Here is a 17772-nt window from a genome sequence, read left to right as displayed (position 1 = left end):
CTTGCAGCTCAGTTTTCAAAATACTCTTTCTTCCCATGGCGCACGCGGTGCGCACGGGCAGCGCCCATTTTTACAGCGATCCCTTGGTGGAGGGAATCACCCCGGCCATGCGCGGATCGCGTTCCAGCGCAAAGCGCAGCGCCCGGGCGAAGGCCTTGAAGATGGTCTCGCACTGGTGGTGGGCATTGAAGCCCTTGAGATTGTCGATGTGCAGTGTGACACCGGCGTGGTTCACAAAGCCCTGGAAAAACTCGAACACCAGCTGGGTATCGAGCTGGCCGATGCTGCCGGCGGTGAACTTGCAGTCCATGTGCAGGCCGGGACGGCCGGAGAAGTCGATCACCACGCGGCTCAAGGCTTCATCCAGCGGCACATAGGCGTGGCCGTAGCGGCGGATGCCTTTCTTGTCGCCAATGGCCTTGGCAAAGGCCTGGCCCAGGGTGATGCCGATGTCTTCCACCGTGTGGTGGCCGTCGATGTGCAGATCGCCTTCGCATTCGATGTGCAGATCGACCAGCGCGTGGCGCGCAATCTGGTCCAGCATGTGGTCCAGAAAGCCGATGCCGGAATGCAGGCTGGCCTTGCCCGTGCCGTCCAGATCGACGCGCACATGCACGCGGGTTTCGGCGGTATTGCGTTGCACTTCCGCAATGCGGGCGGTGCCATCGTCGGACACGGTGGAGGGGACGAGTGCGTTGCTCATAGTGATTCCTTCAGGGCAGCCAGCATCTGGGCATTTTCTTGGGCGGTGCCTACGGTCAGGCGCAGGCAGTTGGCCAGCAGCGGGTGCATGGCCGAGACATTCTTCACCAGCACGCCCCGCGCCTTCATCTGGGCCTGGGCGTGGGCGGCATCGCGCACCCGCAGCAGCACCATATTCGCTTCGGACGGCCAGACCGTGGCTACGCCGGGCAACGCCGCCAGGGCATCGATCAGCGGCTGGCGTTCGGCGCGGATGGCCGCCGCCTGTTCGGCATACAGCGATTCATGCTGCAACGCAAAAATCGCCGTTTCGCAGTTGAGTACGCTGATGTTGTAAGGCGGGCGCACCTTGTCGATCTCGTTCACCAGGGCGGACGGGCCGATCAGATAGCCCAGGCGCGCGCCGGCCAGACCGAACTTGCTGAGCGTGCGCATCAGCAGCACATGGGCATTGCGGGCCGGATCGGCCTGCATGCGCGTGATCCAGCTGCGGCTGGCAAAAGGCTGGTAGGCCTCGTCCATCACCACCAGACCGCCCACAGCGGCCACCGCGTCGATGACGGCCTGGACCTTGTCCTCGGCCCACAGTGTGGCCGTCGGGTTGTTGGGGTAGGCGATATAGGTGATGGCGGGCCGGTGGGCGGCAATGGCCTGCAGCATGGCGGGCACATCCAGGTCAAAGTCTGCCGTCAGGTCCACGCCGACAAAGTCCAGCCCTTGCAGCTTGGCACTCAGGGGGTACATCACAAAGCCGGGCATGGGCGCGAGCATGGTGGCGCGACCACCTTCGCTCGGCTGGGCCGTGGCCAGCGCCAGCAAGGTGATGATTTCATCCGAGCCATTGCCCAGCAGCACCGCCGTTCCGGCCGGGGCTCCGGCGTAGTCGGCCAGCATCTGCTTGAGCACCTCCAGGCGCTCGCCGGGATAGCGGTTGATTTCCAGGCTGCCCAGGTGCGCCCCCAGTTGCTGCTGCAGCGCGGCTGGCAGACGGTAGGGGTTCTCCATGGTGTCCATCTTCAGCAGGCCTTGGGCGGGCTGGACATGGTAGGCCGACATGGCACGCACATCGGCACGGATGCGCTGCAGGGCGCGGGTTTGGTTGTCTGGTGGGGTCATGGTCGTCTTTCCACGGGATGCCTGCGTTGGCCTGCATTGCACGGCTGCAATGGTGTGGGCGCTCAGGCTCCTTCCAATCCGGGAGCGGGTTGCCGCAGCGGGTGCACCACGGTCACGCCGCCAAATTCGGCACCATGGGGCAGGTGCAGGCTCAGCATCTGGCTGCAGCCGCTGTGCTGGGCACAGGCCACGGCCAGGCAATCGCCGAAATCCAGCTGGTGGCGGGCCTGCACGGCCCAGGCCGTTTCCAGCGTGGCCGCATCGGTCTTCCATGGCGTCCAGGTCTGGTAGCGGCGGATGGCGGCACGCGCATCGCCCTGGGGCAGCGGCACGGCGGCGGTGGTGACCTGGTCATAGAACTCGACCAAGGCCTGGTTGCCGGTACGACCGCTGCGCGTGCGCCACAGCACGTCCAGCCAGGCCAGCGTGGCCGCGTACAACGGGCCGCCGGCCACGTCTTCGGCGGCAATCAGCACCGAGGTATCGACAAACACCGGGTTCATGCCGCCGCTCCGGAATTCAGGTCTTGGGGATCACCGGCGCGCCGGGCACTGGCGCGGCGCACCTGGGCGCTGGCTGCAGCCACCGCTGCCGGACCGGCCTGCCAGCTGCGCTCGTCCGTGCGCCAGGCCAGGTAGGCCCGTTCGTACGCGTCCTCGCGCTGCATCATCTCGGCCATGAAGTCTCCCACCATGCGCGAGACGCTGGTGCCGCGCCGGGCCGCTTCCACCCGCGCCCATTCGAGCACGCTGTCGTCAACGGTGATGGTGAGGTTCTTCATGCCGTCTATCGTACACGAAATTCGTGCAACACGAAATTCGTGCCACACCAGATCCGTGTCACACAGTAGCCGCTCTGCGCAGCAGCTGCTGGGCCATCTCGCCCACCCGCCGCAAGGCATCCAGATGCTGTGCGGTCCAGTCCCCTCCCAGGCCGATGCGCACCCCCTGCGGAAAGCGCCCAGCCGCACCGAACAACCGTCCGGGCGGGATCAGGATCTGCTCGGCCAGACAGGCTTCGTGCAGCTGCACGGCCCCCACGCCCTGCGGCAGCTCCAGCCACAGCAGCAGCCCGCCGGGCGGATCGCTGACGCGGGTCCCCGCAGGAAAATGCCCGGCAATCACCTGCCGCGCCTGGTCCACCCGCACCGCAATGGCTGCGCGCAACTGTCGCATGGCGGCATGGTGGCCGGTCTGGGTGATCAGATCGGCCAGCGCCAGCTCCAGCACGGCAGACTGTCCTCCGGCCTGCATTTCCTTGATGTGGCGCACCTGCGCCGTCCAGCGGCCGGCCTCCAGCCAGCCCAGGCGCAGGCCCGGCGCCAGCGTCTTGGAAAACGAATGGCACAGCATCACCTGGCCGCTGCTGTCATAGGATTTGAGCGTGCGGCGCATGGCATCGCCCTCGGCCAGGTCGGCATAGATGGCGTCTTCGATCACGGGCAGCCCATGCTGCGCCGCCAGTTGCACCAGGCGTTTGCGCTCGGCCTGCGGCATGCAGCAGCCCAGCGGATTGCTGAGGGTGGGCACCAGCAGCAGGGCCTTGACCGGCTGGGTATCGAGCGCCAGTTGCAGTGCATCCACCGACAGGCCATGGCGTGGATGCGTGGGAATCTCCAGGGCCTTGAGTTGCAGCGCCTGCAGCACCTCCAGAAACGAAAAATGCGTGGGAGACTCCAGCGCCACCACATCGCCCGGCTGGGTCACCGCACGCAGGCACAGAGCCACGCTGTCCATGCAGCCCCCGGTGATGACGATGCGCTCCGGGTCCAGGCTGCACCCCAGGCCCACCGCATAGCGGGCCAGGGCGCGGCGTGCGTCTTCATGGCCACTGGCATCCGGGTAGGTGGACAGCAGATGGCGGTGCTGCTGCACGGCACGCGTGACGGCCCGGCGCACGCGGTCGGTATGCAGCAAGTCCGGCCCCGGTGTGCCGCTGCTGAACGACAGCATGCCTTCGGGCTGCTTGCGCCCCAGCACGCGCTGGCCCAGCCAGTCCTTGGACAGCGCGCGAGGCCGGCGCAGGGGCTGGACCGTGCTGGGCTCCGGCAGCTGTGCTGGGCGCGCCGCCACATAGAAGCCCGAGCGCGGGCGGGCCGTGATCAGCCGCGCATCTTCCAGCCAGTGAAATGCCTGCACCACCGTGGTCTGTGCCACGCCATGCTGGCGGGCCAGCGCCCGCACCGAAGGCAGCTTGTCGCCGCGCGCCAGGGTGCCCTGGCGTATGCACTGGGCCAGGGGTTCGGCAATCTGCAGATACAGAGGAAGAGAGGCAACGGAATCCATGCCGGCATTCTGTACTACCCCGGCCTATTGCCTTCAGTACAGATACCCTGCCAGCCATACAGCACAGAAGCCCGAGGCCCTGCGGCTGTACCGGTTCGGTTCACACCGGACTGCCGCTGTTGCCGCCCGCCGCATTGCCCGACAGTGAGGCCATGTATGCGATCCACCCCTCCCCCCATACGCTCCCACACGCTTCCACCATGGCATCCGCACACGGTGCAGAGGGCCGGTTGAGAGCCGAACTTGGCACACCACCGCCCCCCTGGAAGCCACTATCCCTGGACGCAGCCGGCACGGTGCAGGCGGTGCTCGTCCCGAAAGGCCGGATGGCGGTACTGGAATGCCAGCAGGGCCGCCTGTGGCTCACGCAACAGGACCTGCTAAAGGATAAGTTTGCCGAAGCCGGCCAGCGCCTGTACTGCCCCGGCCCTGCCCGGCTGTACCTGGGTGCGCAAGGCAATGCGCCGGCCCTGGTGCGCTGGGTGCTGCTGCCCCAGGGCAGCCATACCCCGGCATAAGCCACCCCGGCAACCGGGTGGCGCCGGCACCCGAGGCTTGCCTTAGCGGTACTGCGGTGGTTGCGCGTAGCCACCGCGGCCAGCGTCGCCGGGGAAAGCCTGGGGTGCTGGCGCACCAGCGCCGCTGCGGGGCGGCTGCGCCACCGGGTTGCCGGCCAGTTGCACCTCGAACAGTGCCGCACCGATCACGCCGATGTTGCGCGCATCCCCGTCAGCCGTGTGGGCCGCATACGCCCGGTCCTTGGTGGCAAAGCGGAAGGCCGCCACCTCGCGGCTGTTCTTGCGAAAGCCCTCGATGTGCAGGGTCTGGCCCGCGCGCAGGAGGTAGCCGGCGTTCTGCAGGCTGCCCGCCTGGCCGGACAGCACGTCCAGGCCGTCTACCGTGGCCACCACCTCGTAGTTGCGGCTGCTGCGGTTGGTGAACACCAGCATATAGCGCTCGCCATGGCGGCCCGCCAGCTGGTAGCTGCTGCTGCCGCGCTGGCTGTACACCGGCAGCGCCTGGCCTTGCCCATCCAGCAAGGACCACTCCACCGCACCGTCGGCCAGCAGCACATTCAGCTGCCGGTCGGCACTGCCGCCCAGGGCACGGCGGATGCTGGCTTCATCGGAATAGCGCAGTTGCGACAGCGCCTGTGCATGTTCGGGATGCAAACGCGTGGCTTCCACATCGTAGGTCACGGACTCCCGCCCCTCCCCCCACTGGGTGCCCAAGGTGGATTCCATCTGGGGACCACGCTGGGCCACGGCGGCAAGCGGATCGGGACTGGACTGCGGGGCGCCGCACGCCGCCAGACCGGCGGCCAGCAGCAGGGCACACAGGGTCTGCCAGCAGCGCCGCAGCCCGGATGTGGTGGTGGGGTTCATGTTCACACTCCCTGGTGGTTGGAATCTGGATGCACCGCACCCCGGTGCGGCCCGGGTGCGGCCCGTATGTGGCAGCCGCCGCAGCAACGCGTGCAGAAAAAAGCCGTGGACCCGCCACGGCTTGCACACGCGTCCGGTGCCGCTTTATTTCAGACGCATTTCGGCCGCACGGGCATGGCCTTGCAGGCCCTCGCCATAGGCCAGCACGGCGGCGGTCCTGCCCAGAATCTGGGCACCGGCTTCGCTGACCTCGATCAGGCTGCTGCGCTTCTGGAAGTCGTACACCCCCAGCGGCGAGCTGAAACGCGCAGTACCGCTGGTGGGCAGCACGTGGTTGGGGCCCGCGCAGTAGTCCCCCAGGCTTTCCGAGGTGTACGCACCCAGGAAGATGGCACCGGCGTGCTTGAGCAGCGGCTCCCAGCGGTGCGGATCCCGGCTGGAGACTTCCAGGTGCTCCGGCGCAATGCGGTTGCTGATGGCACAGGCCTCTTCCATGTCCTTGGTCAGGATCAGCGCGCCACGGTCGCTCAGGCTCTTGGCGATGATGGCCTTGCGGGGCATCTCGGGCAGCAGGCGATCGATCTCGGCCTGGACGGCATCGATATAGGGCGCATCCGGGCACAGCAGGATGGACTGGGCCAGCTCATCGTGCTCGGCCTGGCTGAACAGGTCCATTGCCACCCAGGCGGGCGGTGTCGTGCCGTCGGCCAGCACCAGAATTTCGCTGGGGCCGGCAATCATGTCGATGCCCACCAGACCGAAGACCCGCTTCTTGGCACTGGCCACATAGGCGTTGCCGGGGCCGGTGATCTTGTCCACCTTGGGGATGGTGGCCGTACCGTAAGCCAAGGCGGCCACGGCCTGCGCACCGCCCACGGTAAAGGCGCGGTGCACACCGGCCACATAGGCGGCGGCCAGCACCAGCGGATTCTTGGCGCCTTGCGGCGTGGGCACCACCATGATGATGTCTTCCACCCCCGCCACCTGGGCCGGAATGGCATTCATCAGCACGCTGCTGGGATACGCCGCCTTGCCGCCGGGTACGTAAATGCCCACGCGGTCCAGCGGCGTGACCTTCTGGCCCAGCAGGGTACCGTCTTCGTCACGGTAGCTCCAGCTTTCGCCATTGGCCTTCTTCTGTGCCTCGTGGTAGCTGCGCACACGGCGTGCGGCGGATTCCAGTGCTTCGCGCTGGTCTGCAGGCAGGCTGTCGAAAGCGGCCTTGAGTTCTTCCTTGGTCAGCTCCAGCGCGGCCATGGAGTCGGCGCTCAGGCCGTCAAAGCGGGCGGTGTACTCCAGCACGGCGGCATCGCCGCGCTTTTGCACATCGGCCAGGATGTCGGCCACACGCTGTTCGATGGCGGCGTCCGTGTCCGCCGACCAATGCAGACGCGCAGCGAAATCATGCTCAAACTGGGCATCTGCGGTTGATAGACGGACGGGAGCAGCTACGAATTCCATAGTATTTACCAGTGGAGAAAATCAGTTGTTCTTGGCCGCAACGGCCTGGGCGAACGCATCGATGATGTGGCGCAGCGGGGCCTGCTTGAGCTTGAGCGACGCCTGGTTGACCACCAGGCGCGAGCTGATGTCCATGATGGGCTCGACCTCGACCAGGTCATTGGCCTTGAGGGTGTTGCCGGTGGACACCAGGTCGACGATGGCATCGGCCATGCCGGTCAGCGGCGCCAGTTCCATGGAACCGTAGAGCTTGACCATGTCCACGTGCACCCCCTTCTTGGCGAAGAAATGGCGTGCGATCTCGGGATACTTGGTCGCAATGCGCAGGCGCGCACCTTGCTTGACGGCATGCGCATAGTCGAAACCATTGCGCACGGCCACGCTCACGCGGCAGCGGGCAATCTGCAGGTCCAGCGGCTGGTAAAGGCCCTGGCCGCCATGCTCGATCAGCGAATCCAGTCCGGACACGCCCAGATCGGCGCCCCCGTACTGCACATACACCGGCACGTCCGACGCACGCACCAGCACCACGCGCACATGGGGCTGGTTGGTGTCGAAGATCAGCTTGCGCGACTTTTCCACGTCTTCCGTCACCGCGATGCCGGCAGCCGCCAGCAGGGGCACGGTTTCTTCAAAGATACGGCCCTTGGACAGGGCAATCGTCACAGGGGTTGCGATCGTCATTCCGACACTCTTTCGATATCTGCACCCAGGCCCCGCAGCTTCTCTTCCATGCGGTCGTAGCCACGGTCCAGGTGATAAATACGGTCCACCAGGGTCTCGCCCTCGGCCACCAGGCCGGCAATCACCAGGCTGGCCGATGCACGCAGGTCGGTGGCCATCACGGCGGCGCCGGTCAGGCGCTTGCCGCCTTCGATGGAAGCCACACGGCCATCGGTGGAGATCTGCGCACCCAGACGGCGCATCTCGTTGACGTGCATGAAACGGTTTTCAAAGATCGTCTCGGTCACCACGCTGCCTCCCTCGCCCACCAGGTTCAGCGCCATGAACTGCGCCTGCATATCGGTGGGAAAGCCGGGGTATTCGGTGGTGCGGAAGCTCTGGGCCTTGAGCTTGCCGTTGGAGCTGACCTTCAGGCCGCCCGCCACGGACTCCACGGTCACGCCCGCATCCTTGAGCTTGTCGATCACGGCGCCCAGGTGGTCGGCGCGTGCATGGTGCAGCAAAGCCTCGCCGCCGGTGGCAGCCACCGCGCACAGGAAGGTTCCTGCCTCGATGCGGTCCGCCACCACGTCATGGGTGCAGCCGTGCAGCCGCTCCACCCCCTGGATCACGATGCGGCTGGTGCCGTGGCCGGTGATCTTGGCGCCCATCTTGATCAGCATCTCGGCCAGATCGGGGATTTCAGGCTCCATGGCAGCGTTTTCCAGCACGGTCTCGCCGTCGGCCAGCGCTGCAGCCATCAGGAAGTTCTCGGTCCCCGTCACGGTCACCATGTCGGTGGTGATGCGCGCGCCCTTGAGGCGCGTCCAGCCTGCAGGCAGGCTGGCGTGCATGTAGCCGTTTTCCACGGTGATGACCGCCCCCATGGCCTGCAGGCCCTTGATGTGCTGGTCCACCGGACGCGAACCGATCGCGCAGCCGCCGGGCAGCGACACCTTGGCGCGGCCAAAGCGGGCCAGCAGCGGCCCCAGCGCCAGCACCGAAGCGCGCATGGTCTTGACCAGCTCGTACGGTGCTTCGGGCGTCAGGCTGTCGGGTGCGACAAAGCTCATGCCGCCACGCTCGCCGTGGGTCTCGGTCTGCACGCCCATATTGGCCAGCAGCTTGCGCATCGTGGCCACATCGTGCAGGCGCGGCACATTGTGCAGGTGCACGGGCTCGGCGGTCAGCAGCGCCGCGCACATCTCGGGCAAGGCTGCGTTCTTGGCACCGGAAATCAGGACTTCGCCCTTGAGCGAACGGCCACCACGGATCTTGAGTTTGTCCATCGCAAAACTGCCTTATGGGTCCAATCAGGCTGTGGCGCGCTCTGAATGCGCCCCCACAGCGAGTGAGTAATGAATGAATGCGGCGGCTTACTGGGCCGCCTGCTGCGCCCATTCGGCGGGCGTGTAGGTCTTCATGGACAGCGCATGCACCTCGTCGGTGGCCATGCGGTTGCCCAGCGTGGCATAGACCAGGCGCTGGCGGCCGACAAGGCGCTGGCCTTCGAATGCGGCCGAGACGATGGTGGCATACCAATGGCGGCCATCGCCTTCGAGCGCAATGTGTTCGCAAGGCAGGCCGGCAGAGATGATGGCTTGGAGTTGGTCAGCGGTCATGGGCCAAAGCACCCGCAGCGCGGGCGACAGAGAAAGTGGAAATCTTGCACATGGTGGTGGTACCGCTCAGTGGCGCATCTTGTAGCCGGTGCGCAGCAGGCGCACGGCCAGAGCGCTGACCAGCAGCCAGGCGCCGCCCACGATGGCCAGACTGGTCCAGGGGGACACGTCGCTCAGGCCGAAGAAGCCATAGCGGAAGCCATCGATCATGTAGAAGAAGGGGTTGAGGTGGCTCACCTGCTGCCAGAACGGCGGCAGCGAGTGGATGGAATAGAACACGCCCGACAGAAACGTCATGGGCATGATCAGGAAGTTCTGGAAGGCCGCCATCTGGTCGAACTTGTCGGCCCACAGCCCCGCAATCAGGCCCAGTGTGCCCAGAAGCGCCGCGCCCAGGAAGGCAAAGGCCAGAATCCACAGCGGCGCCACCGCAACGGGCGGCGTGAAGAACAGCGTGACGATGTACACCCCCAGCCCCACGGCCAGACCACGCACCACCGACGCGCCGACAAAAGCCACAAACCAGGCCCAGTGCGACAGCGGGGTGAGCAGGATGAACACCACGCTGCCCATGATCTTGCTTTGCACCAGACTGGACGAGCTGTTGGCGAACGCATTCTGCAGCACGCTCATCATCACCAGGCCGGGCACCAGGAAGGCGGTATAGCTCAGACTGCCATAGACCTTCACATGCCCGTCCAGCACATGGCCGAAGATCAGCAGGTACAGCACGGCCGTGAGCACGGGCGCGGCCACGGTCTGGAAGCTCACCTTCCAGAACCGCAGGATTTCCTTGTAGAACAGCGACTGCCAGCCTTGCATCATGCCGCTCCTTTCATCACCTGCAGAAACACATCCTCCAGGTCGGCACGGCGGATTTCCATGTCTTCCATGGCCACGCCCGCTTCACGCAAGGTGGCCAGATAGCGTTCTATGTCGTTGGGGCCCTGGGCCGGCAGCTGCACCACCCGGCCGGTGACGCGGGCGATGGGCAGCAGCACCTCGGGCAGGGCCTGGTCGCTCTTGAACTGCAGCACATTGGCCGACGCCGTCTTGAGCAGGTTGGAGGTATCGTCCAGCGCCACGATCTGTCCGTGCTTGAGCATGGCGATGCGGTTGCACAGCGCTTCAGCCTCTTCCAGGTAGTGGGTGGTCAGCAGCACCGTGTGGCCCTGCTTATTAAGCTTGGCAATGAAATGCCAGAGGGCCTGGCGCAGTTCCACATCCACACCGGCCGTGGGTTCATCCAGCACGATGATGGGCGGCTTGTGCACCAAGGCCTGGGCCACCAGCACCCGGCGCTTCATGCCGCCCGACAGCTGGCGCATATTGGCCGTGGCCTTGTCGGCCAGGCCCAGGCTGTCCAGCAATTCGTCGATCCAGTCGTCGTTGTGCTTCACGCCAAAGTAGCCGGACTGCAGGCGCAGCGTCTCGCGCACATTGAAGAAGGGGTCGAACACCAGCTCCTGGGGCACCACGCCCAGCTGACGACGTGCTGCAGCAAAGTCGCTTTGCACGTCATGGCCCTGGACGGTGACACGGCCGGAAGTGGCCTTGGCCAATCCCGCCAGAATGCTGATCAGCGTGGTCTTGCCTGCGCCGTTGGGACCGAGCAGGCCGAAGAATTCTCCCTCGCCGATGTCCAGGCTGACCTGTTGCAGGGCCTGGAACTCGCCCTTGGGCGTGCGGTAGGTCTTGGAGATGGATTGGAATGAGACAGCTGGCATGGCAGCCGGTCATTTTAAAGGCAGTCCACCGCTGTGTGCCCGGGGGGCTGGGCGATAAACCTTATCGGGGCTGCTGCAACCCCGCACCAATGCCTGCACCAGCGCCCGCACAGCGGGCCGCACCACCGGCATGGCGCTGCCGCCGCGGGGTGTCAGACCAAGGGGTCTGCGCCCGCGCTGGCGCCCACCGGCACGCCCAGCACGCCGTCCACGCCGTAGACATGGGCCATGGAATGCAGGCCGGCGGGAAGATGCTGCACTTCCAAGGTGCGCTGGCTGGTCAGGGCCAGACGGCGACATTCCAGCAACAACGCCAGTGCGGCGGAATCAAAACGCCGCACCGCAGCGGCATCCAACACCACGGCACCGGTGCCGCCACCGGCGATCTGGCGGCGCAGCTGCGGCAGCAGGGCTGCGGCCTGGTCGCTATCCAGATCGGCGGGCAGTGCAATCACGCTCATTTGGCATTGGCGGCCTTGGCCGGCATGGTGCCGCGGCTGGCCAGGGTCTGGATCAGGCCGTCAATGCCGGTCTTGTTCAGCTCTTCGGCGAACTGGGTGCGGTAGGTTTCCACCAGCCAGACGCCCAGCACGTTGAAGTTGTAGACCTTCCAGACGCCGTCCTTCTTTTCCAGACGGAAGTCCAGCGGCACGGGCTCGCCCTTGCCACGCACCTCGGTGCGCACCAGCACATCGGTGTCACCGGCCGCCATGCGCAGCGGCTTGACCACCACGGTCTGGTCGCTGACCTGAGCCAGCGCGCCGGAGTAGGTGCGCATCAGCAGCTGCTTGAATTCAGTTTGCAGGCGTTCCTGCTGGGCCGGCGTGGCCTGGCGCCACTTGGGACCCACGGCCGCCGACGTCATGCGGCGAAAGTTCACATGCGGCAGCACCACCTGGTCCACCAGGGCATTGATCTTGGCCATGTCTCCGCCCTTGAGGGCCGGATCCGCCTTGATGGTGGTCAGCACGTCGGTCGACAGGCGCTTGATCAGCGCATCTGGCGCTTCCTCGGCCGCCAGGACCGCCAGCGGCAGGCAGGCAGCAGCGGCCAGGGCCACCAGGGAGTGCACAGAGGTACGTCGATTCATCTTCATGGGTAATCCTTTTCAGCAACGGGCTACGGCCCGTGGGGGGGTGCGCCTGGGCAACACACCAGGGCACAGCGTGCCGCATTCTGGTCAACAGCATGCAAGGCGTGCGTAAAGTCTTGCAACACCATGCATCCGCGCCAGCGCGGGCCATGCCCGGGAAACGTCATTCTTCGGGCGGAAGCTTGCCGGCGTCCATGTCTTCGACGCGACCATCGCCCTTGGGCTGGCGCGACTGCAGATACACATCGCGCAGCAGCACATAGCGGTCCAGCGCCACCGAATCCACAATGTCGCCAGCCTTCAGCAGGCGTGCACGGTCGTCCACGACCTTGAGGCCCACCAGCGCGTTGCGGTGCGAAATCGGACGCAGCTCGCTCAGGACATTGCCGTTCCAGTCCGCAGGCAGGGCCACCGTGTCCCGCACGGTGGATGGTCCCAGCAAAGGCAGCACCAGGTAGGGGCCGGGCTTGATACCCCAGGCACCCAGGGTGCGGCCAAAGTCCTGCTTCTGGCGGTCCACGCCCATTTCGGTCGCAATGTCCAGCAGACCGCCAATGCCCAGCACCGTGTTGGTGGTGAAGCGCACCATGTGGTTGTAGGCCTGCAGACCATTGCCTTGCAGCAAATGGTTCACCATGGACCACAGATCGCCCACGTTGCCGAAGAAGTTGCCCACACCGGTGCGCACCGGCTGGGGTGTCACGGTCTGGTAGGCCGTCGCCACAGGCTTGAGCACCGCGTCATCGACCCCGTCGTTGAACGACTGCACCTTGCGGTTGAAGGACTCGTACGGATCCTGCGGGTTGCTGCCGGTCGCCGCGCAACCGCCCAGCGCCAGGGCACTGGCCGACACGGCGGCAATCGCGCTCCAGCGCACGATGGGGGATGTCTTGTTCTTCTGCATCATGGGTCAGTTTCCGTTGGTTGCGGGCGCAGGCGTGGCGGCCCCCTCTTCGGCCTTGTTGTAGAGGAATTGGCCGATCAGATTTTCCAGCACCACCGCCGACTGGGTCGAGCTGATGCGATCACCGGCCTTGAGGTTTTCCTCGTCTGCGCCGGCTTCGATGCCGATGTACTGGTCTCCCAGCAGGCCGCTGGTCAGGATCTTCAGCGAACTGTCCTTGGGGAATTTGTAACGTTCTTCCATCACCAGGTTCACGCTGGCCTGGAAGGTCTGGTCGTCGAAGGTGATGGACTCCACGCGCCCCACCACCACGCCGGCACTCTTGACCGCCGCCTTGGGCTTGAGCCCGCCGATATTGTCGAAGCGGGCGGTCACCGGGTAGCCCTTCTGAAAGTTCAGGCTCAGCAGATTGGCTGCCTGCAACGCCAGAAACACCAGCGCGGCAGCCCCGATCAGCACGAACATGCCGACCCAGATGTCATTTTTGGATTGCTGCATTTTTGATCTATTCCTTGTTTGCCTGGGCGCCGTGCCTCAGATGCTGAACATCGATGCGGTCATCAGGAAGTCCAGTCCCAGCACCGCCAGCGAAGCCATCACCACCGTGCGGGTGGTGGCGCGCGACACGCCTTCCGGCGTGGGCTTGGCCACATAGCCCTGCAGCAGTGCCACAAAGGTCACTGCCACCCCAAATACCGTGCTCTTGATGACGCCGTTGCCCAGATCGTTCCACCAATCCACGCCGGACTGCATCTGGCCCCAGAAGGCCCCCGCATCCACGCCGATCAGCAGCACGCCCACGATCCAGCCACCCAGCACGCCGACGGCACTGAACACCGCCGCCAGCAGGGGCATGGCCACCACCCCCGCCCAGAAACGGGGCGCGAGAATGCGTTTGATCGGGTCCACCGCCATCATTTCCATCGCCGACAGCTGCTCGCCAGCCTTCATCAGGCCGATTTCTGCCGTCAGCGCCGTGCCGGCGCGGCCCGCGAACAGCAAGGCCGTCACCACCGGGCCCAGCTCGCGCAGCAGACTGAGCGTCACCATCATGCCCAGGGCCTCGGCCGAGCCGTAGCGCTGCAGGATGTAGTAGCCCTGCAGGCCCAGCACAAAGCCCACGAACAGGCCGGACACCCCGATGATGGCCAGCGAATAATTGCCCAGAAAATGGATCTGGTCACCCGTCAGGCGAAAGCGCCGCAGCGCTTCCGGCAACAGGGCCAGCAGCCGTCCGAACAGGCGGGCACCATAGCCCATGTCGGCCAGCTTGGAACGCACGGCCAGACCGATGCGTGCGGGATGCAGCCAGTTCATCGTGCACCTCCGTCACCGTGTGCGGCGCCAAAATCGGCCTCCAGCGAGGGGGCGGCATAGTGGAAAGGCACCGGTCCCGTGGGCCGGGCGTGGACAAACTGCTGCACCAATGGATCGGGGCAGTCCATCACTTCCTGTGGCGTGCCCTGTGCGGCCACGCCGCCAGCGCCCAGAATCACCACATGGTCCGCCACGCGGAAAGTCTCTTCCACATCGTGGGAGACCAGGATCGTGGTCAGGCCCATGGCGTCGTTCAGGATCCGGATCAGGCGCGCCGACGTGCCCAGCGAAATCGGGTCCAGCCCGGCAAACGGCTCGTCGTACATGATCAGCTCGGGATCCAGGGCCATGGCACGGGCCAGGGCCACACGGCGGGCCATGCCGCCGGAAATCTGGCTGGGCATCAGATCGCGTGCGCCACGCAGGCCCACGGCCTGCAGCTTCATCAGCACGATATCGCGCACCATGGACGGCGGCAGCTGGCTGTGCTCGCGCAGCGGAAAAGCCACGTTGTCGAACACATTCATGTCGGTGAACAAAGCCCCGAACTGGAACAGCATGCCCATGCGCCGGCGTGCGGCGTACAGCTGGGTCTGGTCCATGGTGCCCACATCCTGGCCATCGAACAGCACCTGGCCCTGCTGGGCGCGGTTCTGTCCGCCAATCAGGCGCAGCACCGTGGTCTTGCCACCGCCGGAAGCCCCCATCAGCGCCGTCACCTTGCCACGTGGCACGGACAGCGAGAGGTCGCGCAGGATCACCCGTTCGCCATAGCCGAACGTGACATTGCGCAGCTCTACCAATGAAGGGGAATCAGACATGGGGATTGAAGTTTTCCACGGCCCAAAGGGGCTTATTGTGCAAACAAGCGCCCGGCTTGGCTGCAATTTGGCGAATAAACATACACCAGTGTATGTTTATTCGCAGCGACAGTGGCAGCACGGGGCGGCCCTGTCACGCTGCGGCGCAGCATAGCCAACGGCACCCGCCTTGTGGCTGCGCTGTGACAGTCACGGGGCAGAGTGTTGCTGCATCACAACATATTTTGCAGAAAGGCGCGGGTACGGGCCTGCTGCGGGTTGGCGAAAAACGCGGCCGCCGGCCCCTGCTCCACGATGTGTCCGCCGTCCATGAAGATCACGCGGTTGGCCACTTCGCGGGCAAAGCCCATTTCGTGCGTGACCACCAACATGGTCATGCGCTCTTCGGCCAGCTCGCGCATGGTGCGCAGCACTTCGCCGGTCAGCTCCGGGTCCAGGGCCGAAGTGGGTTCATCGAACAGCAGAATGTCCGGGTCCATGGCCAGCGCACGGGCAATGGCCACGCGCTGTTTCTGCCCGCCCGACAGACGGTTGGGATACGCATCGCGCTTTTCCAGCAGGCCCACCTTCTGCAGCAGCGCCTCGGCCTTGGGCACGATGGCATCGCGCTTCATGCCTTTGACAATGATCGGCGCTTCGATGATGTTCTCCAGCACCGTCAGGTGCGGGAACAGATTGAAGGACTGGAACACCATGCCCATCTTGCGGCCGATCTGGCGGATCTCGGCCTCGCTCACATACTGGGCCCTGGCCTCGCCTTCCGAGCGCGCCAGCACCTCGCCTTCGATGGTGATGGTGCCGCGGTCGATGGTCTCCAGGTGGTTCAGGCAGCGCAGGAACGTGCTCTTGCCCGAGCCGGATGGGCCGATGATGGCCACCACCTCGCCGCGCGCCAGTTCCAGCGACACGCCCTTGAGCACCGGCGTGCCGCCAAAGCCTTTGTGGATGCCCTGGGCAGAAATCATCACTTCGGACATGGCTTCAGGCTTCGTACTTTGCATGGCGGTTTTCGAGGTATTGGAAGATCCAGGTCAGTACCAGCGTCATCACCAGATAGAAACAGGCCGCCACAATGAAGGGCGTGAACGTGAAGTCACGCTGCACCACGCCGCGCGCCACGCGCAGCAGGTCGTTCAGCGCCAGCACGTATATCAGCGAGGTGTCTTTCACCAGGGTGATGGTCTCGTTGCTGACCGGCGGCAGAATGCGCGACCACATCTGCGGCAGCACGATGCGGCGCATGGTCTGGCCATAGCTCATGCCCAGCACCTTGGCGCCTTCATACTGGCCCCGGTCCACCGACTGGATACCGGCACGGAAGATTTCAGCGAAGTAGGCCGCGTAGTTCAGCGCGAACGCCACCACGGCGGCCGGAAAGTCAGGCAGGCGCACGCCGACCACCGGCACAAACGGCAGGGCAAAGTAGATGAACAGCAGCTGCAGCATCAGCGGCGTGCCGCGCATCAGCCAGATATAGCCGCCCACCAGGCTGCTGAGCGCCTTGAAACGGGAAATACGCATCAACGCCAATGCCAATCCCAGCGGGATGGACAGGATCAGCGTGATGACAAAGAGCTTGAGCGTAACCAGGGCCCCGGCAGACATGGGGCCCAAAAGCGAAATTACATAATCCATCGATGGCCTTCAAGGTGGCGCTTGGGTGAAGGGCAGCTGCCACAGGCACAGGCGCCGGACATGGCGGGTGCAACCCGCATGCCAGGACGCGATTGTCGTCGCAAAGCAAAAAAAACCGGCAATGCCAGGCATTGCCGGTACAGCACGGTCGGTCAGACTCAGTGCTTGATGACGTCAGCGCCGAACCACTTCTTGGCGATTTCAGCGGCCTTGCCGTCCTTCTTCATCTCGGCGATCACGTCGTTGACCTTGTTGCGGGTGGCTTCGTCGTCCTTGCGGAAGCCCACACCGTAGTCTTCGGTACCGAAGTCGTCGGCCAGCACGGTGTAGTTGTCGGGCTTCTTGTTGACCAGGTAACGGCCCACCACCTCATCCACCACCACCACGTCCAGGCGGCCGGCTTCCAGGTCCATCAGGGCAGCGATGTTGTCGCCGAACAGCTTGGTTTCCTTGAACTTGTCCGACAGTTCCTTGTCCTTGGCCATGGCGGTCACGGCGCTGGAGCCTTCCTGGGCACCCACGGTCTTGCCAGCCATGTCAGGCTTGCCCTTGATGTCCGAACCGGCCTTCACGATGATGATCTGCTTGTTCACCATGTAGGGATCGGAGAACAGGATCTTTTCCTTGCGCTCTTCCAGAATGGTCAGACCGTTCCACAGCGCATCCACGCGCTTGCCCAGCAGCTCGGCTTCCTTGGCGTTCCAGTCGATGGGCTTGAATTCCACTTCGATGTTGGCGCGCTTGGCGACTTCCTTGGCCATGTCGATGTCGAAACCGACCAGCTCGTTCTTTTCGTCACGGAAACCCATGGGCGGGAAGTTGTCGTCCAGACCGACGACCAGCTTGGTCACGGCAGCCGGTGCGGGAGCGGCTTCAGGGGCCGCTGCCGTGGAGGCAGGTTCATTCTTGCCGCAGGCGGCCAGCAAAGCAGTCAGGGCCACCGTGGCCAGGAGGGTGCGTTTCTTCATGGTGTCGAAAGAAAAGGTGATGAAAGACCTGCAAACGGCGCGACCGGAACTGGCTGCAAGAAGCGTGGTGTAC

General features: G+C 65.0%; 22 protein-coding genes. 1 reads left to right on the top strand and 21 read right to left on the bottom strand.

The genetic code is table 11. The features are described 5' to 3' along the window. Window positions 1–70: 70 nt before the first annotated feature. The 5 genes from hisB to CT3_RS03495 all read right to left on the bottom strand — a co-directional run bounded on the left by hisB (window position 71) and on the right by CT3_RS03495 (window position 4103). Complete coding sequence (hisB, locus tag CT3_RS03510) at window positions 71–703, bottom strand: imidazoleglycerol-phosphate dehydratase HisB (protein WP_066540408.1); 633 nt, start codon at window positions 701–703, stop codon at window positions 71–73. After that, window positions 700–1818: a histidinol-phosphate transaminase gene (hisC, locus tag CT3_RS03505; RefSeq protein ID WP_066540405.1), complete on the bottom strand. Its 1119-nt coding sequence runs from the start codon at window positions 1816–1818 to the stop codon at window positions 700–702. Before hisC ends, hisB begins: the two co-directional genes overlap by 4 nt. A gap of 62 nt (window positions 1819–1880) precedes the next feature. Then, window positions 1881–2321 carry a PIN domain-containing protein gene (locus CT3_RS21135; protein ID WP_066540402.1) on the bottom strand — a complete coding sequence of 147 codons (441 nt, stop codon included), beginning with the start codon at window positions 2319–2321 and terminating at the stop codon, window positions 1881–1883. Further along, window positions 2318–2599, bottom strand: coding sequence for a DUF6364 family protein (locus CT3_RS21130; protein ID WP_066540400.1), 282 nt, complete (start codon window positions 2597–2599; stop codon window positions 2318–2320). Before CT3_RS21130 ends, CT3_RS21135 begins: the two co-directional genes overlap by 4 nt. Before the next feature lie 58 nt (window positions 2600–2657). Then, complete coding sequence (locus tag CT3_RS03495; RefSeq protein ID WP_066540398.1) at window positions 2658–4103, bottom strand: aminotransferase-like domain-containing protein; 1446 nt, start codon at window positions 4101–4103, stop codon at window positions 2658–2660. Window positions 4104–4303: 200 nt separating this feature from the next. Here CT3_RS03495 and CT3_RS03490 point away from each other — a divergent pair, with 200 nt between their 5' ends. Next, window positions 4304–4621, top strand: coding sequence for a DUF2917 domain-containing protein (locus CT3_RS03490; protein ID WP_172591856.1), 318 nt, complete (start codon window positions 4304–4306; stop codon window positions 4619–4621). Window positions 4622–4663: 42 nt separating this feature from the next. Here the strand turns inward: CT3_RS03490 and CT3_RS03485 are convergent, their stop codons facing one another. The 16 genes from CT3_RS03485 to CT3_RS03410 form a co-directional block, all read right to left on the bottom strand. Beyond that, on the bottom strand, window positions 4664–5488 hold the full coding sequence (locus tag CT3_RS03485; RefSeq protein ID WP_066540392.1) for a hypothetical protein: 825 nt from the start codon (window positions 5486–5488) through the stop codon (window positions 4664–4666). A 144-nt stretch (window positions 5489–5632) separates the two neighbouring features. Then, a complete protein-coding gene (gene hisD / locus CT3_RS03480) occupies window positions 5633–6949 on the bottom strand; it encodes a histidinol dehydrogenase (protein WP_066540389.1) in 1317 nt (438 codons plus the stop codon). A 21-nt stretch (window positions 6950–6970) separates the two neighbouring features. Beyond that, window positions 6971–7633 (bottom strand): ATP phosphoribosyltransferase, encoded by a 663-nt coding sequence (gene hisG / locus CT3_RS03475; protein ID WP_066540386.1) that lies wholly within the window; start codon window positions 7631–7633, stop codon window positions 6971–6973. Beyond that, window positions 7630–8901: a UDP-N-acetylglucosamine 1-carboxyvinyltransferase gene (murA, locus tag CT3_RS03470; protein WP_066540385.1), complete on the bottom strand. Its 1272-nt coding sequence runs from the start codon at window positions 8899–8901 to the stop codon at window positions 7630–7632. Before murA ends, hisG begins: the two co-directional genes overlap by 4 nt. Before the next feature lie 87 nt (window positions 8902–8988). Continuing rightward, window positions 8989–9234 (bottom strand): BolA family protein, encoded by a 246-nt coding sequence (locus CT3_RS03465; protein ID WP_066540383.1) that lies wholly within the window; start codon window positions 9232–9234, stop codon window positions 8989–8991. A 66-nt stretch (window positions 9235–9300) separates the two neighbouring features. Next, window positions 9301–10056, bottom strand: coding sequence for an ABC transporter permease (locus tag CT3_RS03460; RefSeq protein ID WP_066540849.1), 756 nt, complete (start codon window positions 10054–10056; stop codon window positions 9301–9303). Next, a complete protein-coding gene (locus tag CT3_RS03455) occupies window positions 10056–10961 on the bottom strand; it encodes an ABC transporter ATP-binding protein (RefSeq protein WP_066540381.1) in 906 nt (301 codons plus the stop codon). Before CT3_RS03455 ends, CT3_RS03460 begins: the two co-directional genes overlap by 1 nt. 152 nt (window positions 10962–11113) lie before the next feature. Then, entirely contained in the window at window positions 11114–11422 is a 309-nt protein-coding gene (locus tag CT3_RS03450) for an STAS domain-containing protein (protein ID WP_098066060.1), read from the bottom strand. Continuing rightward, complete coding sequence (locus CT3_RS03445; RefSeq protein WP_066540377.1) at window positions 11419–12057, bottom strand: MlaC/ttg2D family ABC transporter substrate-binding protein; 639 nt, start codon at window positions 12055–12057, stop codon at window positions 11419–11421. Before CT3_RS03445 ends, CT3_RS03450 begins: the two co-directional genes overlap by 4 nt. A gap of 160 nt (window positions 12058–12217) precedes the next feature. Further along, window positions 12218–12958, bottom strand: a complete 741-nt coding sequence (locus CT3_RS03440; protein WP_066540847.1) for an MlaA family lipoprotein — start codon at window positions 12956–12958, stop codon at window positions 12218–12220. 6 nt (window positions 12959–12964) lie between these two features. Further along, on the bottom strand, window positions 12965–13456 hold the full coding sequence (gene mlaD, locus CT3_RS03435; protein WP_066540374.1) for an outer membrane lipid asymmetry maintenance protein MlaD: 492 nt from the start codon (window positions 13454–13456) through the stop codon (window positions 12965–12967). Window positions 13457–13492: 36 nt separating this feature from the next. Continuing rightward, a complete protein-coding gene (gene mlaE, locus CT3_RS03430) occupies window positions 13493–14275 on the bottom strand; it encodes a lipid asymmetry maintenance ABC transporter permease subunit MlaE (protein ID WP_066540371.1) in 783 nt (260 codons plus the stop codon). Then, on the bottom strand, window positions 14272–15096 hold the full coding sequence (locus CT3_RS03425) for an ABC transporter ATP-binding protein (RefSeq protein ID WP_066540368.1): 825 nt from the start codon (window positions 15094–15096) through the stop codon (window positions 14272–14274). The genes mlaE and CT3_RS03425 overlap by 4 nt, the downstream gene beginning before the upstream one ends. A 212-nt stretch (window positions 15097–15308) precedes the next feature. Continuing rightward, window positions 15309–16061 carry an amino acid ABC transporter ATP-binding protein gene (locus tag CT3_RS03420; RefSeq protein ID WP_066540845.1) on the bottom strand — a complete coding sequence of 251 codons (753 nt, stop codon included), beginning with the start codon at window positions 16059–16061 and terminating at the stop codon, window positions 15309–15311. Between the two features lie 16 nt (window positions 16062–16077). Further along, window positions 16078–16731, bottom strand: coding sequence for an amino acid ABC transporter permease (locus CT3_RS03415; protein WP_066540365.1), 654 nt, complete (start codon window positions 16729–16731; stop codon window positions 16078–16080). Window positions 16732–16889: 158 nt separating this feature from the next. Further along, entirely contained in the window at window positions 16890–17699 is an 810-nt protein-coding gene (locus CT3_RS03410; RefSeq protein ID WP_066540362.1) for an amino acid ABC transporter substrate-binding protein, read from the bottom strand. Window positions 17700–17772 lie beyond the last annotated feature (73 nt).

It is taken from the genome of Comamonas terrigena NBRC 13299 (genome assembly GCF_006740045.1).
Taxonomy (GTDB): Bacteria; Pseudomonadota; Gammaproteobacteria; order Burkholderiales; family Burkholderiaceae_C; genus Comamonas; species Comamonas terrigena.
The sequence above is the reverse complement of the archived record's forward strand: the minus strand, read 5'-3'. Positions and strand labels throughout refer to the sequence as shown.